The organism is bacterium (genome assembly GCA_036524115.1).
Lineage (GTDB): Bacteria > JAUVQV01 > JAUVQV01 > JAUVQV01 > DATDCY01 > DATDCY01.
Genome location: DATDCY010000186.1, coordinates 1 through 3,731, shown reverse-complemented (window position 1 = coordinate 3,731; position 3,731 = coordinate 1). Strand labels below are relative to the sequence as shown.

4 protein-coding genes are annotated in these 3,731 nt (G+C 69.8%); all 4 read left to right on the top strand.

Going from position 1 to position 3,731, the window contains the following annotated elements:
* On the top strand, positions 1–609 hold a 609-nt coding region (locus tag VI078_09055), incomplete at its 5' end, for a hypothetical protein (GenBank protein HEY5999429.1).
* A gap of 211 nt (positions 610–820) precedes the next feature.
* On the top strand, positions 821–1,246 hold the full coding sequence (locus tag VI078_09050; protein HEY5999428.1) for a four helix bundle protein: 426 nt from the start codon (positions 821–823) through the stop codon (positions 1,244–1,246).
* Positions 1,247–1,398: 152 nt separating this feature from the next.
* Positions 1,399–2,838 carry a hypothetical protein gene (locus VI078_09045; protein ID HEY5999427.1) on the top strand — a complete coding sequence of 480 codons (1,440 nt, stop codon included), beginning with the start codon at positions 1,399–1,401 and terminating at the stop codon, positions 2,836–2,838.
* Positions 2,839–3,163: 325 nt separating this feature from the next.
* Positions 3,164–3,731, top strand: a 568-nt coding sequence (locus tag VI078_09040; protein HEY5999426.1) for an alcohol dehydrogenase catalytic domain-containing protein, incomplete at its 3' end; no start/stop codon positions are given.

Genomic DNA, 3,731 nt, shown 5'->3' with positions numbered 1-3,731 from the left:
TGCGTGGGGCCGGCCCAGATCCAGCCGCTGCTCAACGCGGCGTTTGCCGAGGGGGTCGATGGCGCAGCTCCGGTGCGGAATGCCGCGCGGATCGAAGCGGGCCTGCTCTGGTTCCTCTACGCCTCGGTCTTCAAGGAGGCGAACAGCTGCGCGACGACCGCGAAAGACTGCGACTCGAGCTACGCCTACTACACGGGCGGGGAGCCCCGGGAGAGCGGCCTCGGGCTCGCGCGCTACACCCGCCTGCGCAGCTTGCAGGCTCACGGCCGAGTCTGGGACGGGCTGCTCGCCGTTCGCTGCTGGCGCGATCTCGACCATCCGGCGGGCGAGGCCGAGGATCTGGCGCTGCGCGATCGGGCGACGGCGCAGCTCGATCGCGCGCTGCTGCGCGCGGTCGCGCTCATCGTGCGTCAGCGCGCCGGGATGCTCCCCTGCGATGCGGCATGGCAGTCCGTCCGCATCCTCGGACCGGTGCTCGATCGCGAGGCCACCCTGCGCGATCCCGCGAACGCCGCCCGGCTGCGCGCCGAGGTCGGGCGGGCCGCGCCGGATGAGGTCGACGTCCCGGCCCTCGTCGCCGCGCTCGACGCGCTCTTCCCCTGCCCGTAGCGGCGCCATCGCCCGGGGTCGCGCCGCCGCGCTCGCCCGAGCCTTCGTCGACCGAGCGTGCGTCGGATGGGGGGTGTGAACGAAACCCGTTGGTGAGGATGGGGATAGGAGGCGGTTCCCGTTCTCTGGGCCTAGTTCCTAGTTCCTAGTTCCGTTCTCCGTTGGGGTGTTGCTCTCGCGCAACTTCTGGGAGCGTGGTGACGATAGGTAGATGATGGAACGGGGAATTGAACAAGGAACTAGGGACAGGGGACAGAGGACCGGCAACGGCCCGCGGCGCAAGGGCGACGACATCGCCGACCGACTGCTCGACGCGGTGGAGGGCGTGCGGCAGCTGTTGCCAGGCTTGCGGGCCGACGCCGCCTCGCAGCACGTCTCCAAGCAGCTATGGCGAGCGGTCACCGGAGGCGGCGCGAATTACGAAGAAGCGCGGGGCGCCGAGAGTCGTGCGGACTTTGTGCACAAGGTGCGGGTCGCGACCAAAGAGCTGAGGGAGGCGTACTACTGGTTACGGGTCGTGCAGCGGTCCAACTGGCTGCCGCCGGGTGCCGCGGACCGCTTGGTCGACGAGGCGAGCCAACTCGTCGCCATCCTGGTGGCGTCGGCGCGCACGGCCAGGTCTAGCGGCGCGTCGTGAAGCGCTCGAGCGCAGGGGGGATGGCAAGCGCGGCCTACCGATGAGCGTCGACGGACGAAGGCGCCAACCCGAAGCGCTGGCCCACCCCCGGGCAGCAGGGGATCGCGAACGCGGCGCAAACGCGGCAGGATGCGCTTGTGAGCCCACCCACGATGGCTGCGCCGCCGATGGAGTCCATCCGAACCGAGGTTCTCGATCGATTCCGAGTCGCGCTCGGGTGCGACGAGGACGCGACCCTATTCCCCAACCTGCTCGACGTCGAGCAGCAACTGGCTGCCTTCGTCCAGAAGCTCGGGCAGGAGCTGTTGCAGTCGTTCGTGGACGAGCGGCTGAAGCGAGCCCTGGCGTGCAGGCCACGCTGTCCGAGTTGCGACGAGCCGATGGAGGTGCACCGGCGCACGTGCTGGCGGCGTGGCACGGCGCTCGGAGCCATCGAGGTGCGCGATGTGTACGCGTACTGCCGCGACTGCCACCGTTCCGCTCGGCCGCTGCACGGCTGGCTGGGTACCGACCGGGAACGATGGTCGCTCGGCGCCGAAGAAGCGGCCCTCGACCTGGCGTGCGACGAGTCCTGCCAGCACGCGGCCGACAAGCTCGAGCGCCATCATCCAGGGCTGAGCATGGAGCGCACGACCGTACTGCGGATGATGCACAAGCACGGCGCGCAGGCGCGGGAGTTCATCGAGCGCAAGCTCGGTTCGGCCCTCGAGCAACTCGGGCACGAAGGCCGCCGCGACGGCGGGCTGCTAGAGCTCGAGGTCGAGCATGACGGCGGCATGATCCCGGTCGGCGTACTCGAGTCCGTCGCCCTGGAGCAAGGCCAGCAGCCCGAGCGTACGCCCGTACGCGCCCTGCCCAAGCGCCGCAGGAAGAGCTTCTGGCAGGAAGTGAAGCTGGGCCTGGTCCAGGTCCCTGGCGAGGCGACGCGGCTGTACTCCGCGCGCCCCACCGACGAGATCGACGAGGCCTTCCGCGACCTGTTGGCCCTCGGCTGTCTGAAGGGCTGGACCGAGCAGACGCACGTACGGGGCATCGCCGATGGTGCCCGCCATATTGGCGACCGGCTGCACGAGACCTTTCATGCCTGTCCCTTCCAGTTCATCTTGGATCGCCCGCACGCTCGCGAGCACTTGACGGAGGCTGCCGAAGCCCTCGGCGCGATCGTTGGTTGTGACACCGCCGCCTGGGCCCGCGCCGCGATGGACCGGATCGAGACGGGCGGCGTCATGGCCGTGGTCGACGAGCTGCGCCGAGTCCACGAGCAGCACCCGGACGACCGCCTTCGCCTCAACGCCGACTACTTCGAGCGCAACCGTGATGCCGTCGCCTACGCCGACTACCGCGCCCGTGGCTGGAGCCAGGCCAGCAGTGAAGTGGAGAGCGCCCATCGCCACGTCGTCCAGCAACGCATGAAGATCCCCGGTGCCTGGTGGCACCCGGACAACGTCCCGGGCGTGCTCGCGCTGCGCATGCTCAAGGCGAACGGCTGGTGGGACGAGTACTGGTCGAAACAACGCAGTGCATGGAGGCAGCGTGCGGAAAGCTACCGGCGCGCCGACCAACAACCCAGAGACGTCGCGCGAGCCGCCTGAGCGCCCCGTGCGCGACGCCATCCGGCTGGCGCCCGCCGCGCCCGAGCCGACGCTCCTCTCTGTCCTCGGCGCCCCAACGGCGCGCTCGCGCGCCGCCAGCCAGCCGCACCGCTCACCATCGCCCGTCGCGCGCAGCCCCGCACGCCGTTAGCGCCATGGGCAGCCCCACGCGCAAGTGCGCGAAACCAAATGGGACCGATCAAACCCCCGCGAGGGCCGGGGGTGGCGCCGGGAGCCGCGGTCGAACTAGGATGCCCGGGCGCGAGGCGCAGCCCGCCCACCGGGCCGGCGTCCGCGTGCATCGAGTGAAGGAGTCGACGGCACGATGAAGGCCCTCATCAAGGCGAAGCGCGAGCCGGGCATCTGGCTCGGCGAGGTCCCAGAGCCCCCGATCGGTCCCAACGATCTGCTCATCAAGATCCGCAAGACCGCCATCTGTGGCACCGACGTCCACATCTACAACTGGGATGCGTGGTCGCAGCGCACGATCCCCGTTCCCATGGTCGTGGGTCACGAGTTCGTGGGCGAGGTCGCCGCCGTTGGCGACGCCGTGCAGGGATTCGCCGTGGGCGACCGCGTCTCGGGTGAGGGGCACGTCACGTGCGGCTACTGCCGCAACTGCCGTGCCGGCAAGCGCCACCTCTGCCGCAACACGGTCGGAGTCGGAGTCAACCGCACCGGCTGCTTCGCGGAGCTGTTGAGCTTGCCCGCCTTCAACGCGTTCAAGCTCCCCATCGAGATCCCCGATGCGCTCGCGTCCATCTTCGACCCCTACGGCAATGCGGTGCACACGGCGCTCTCGTTCGATCTCGTCGGCGAGGATGTCCTCATCACCGGTGCGGGTCCCATTGGCTGCATGGCGGCGGCCATCGCTCGCCACGTCGGCGCGCGAC

Bases quoted from the DNA above. Each gene is read 5' to 3' on its own strand.
- VI078_09050 (HEY5999428.1), top strand. From the start codon at position 821: ATGATGGAACGGGGAATTGAACAAGGAACTAGGGACAGGGGACAGAGG.
- VI078_09045 (HEY5999427.1), top strand. From the start codon at position 1,399: ATGGCTGCGCCGCCGATGGAGTCCATCCGAACCGAGGTTCTCGATCGA.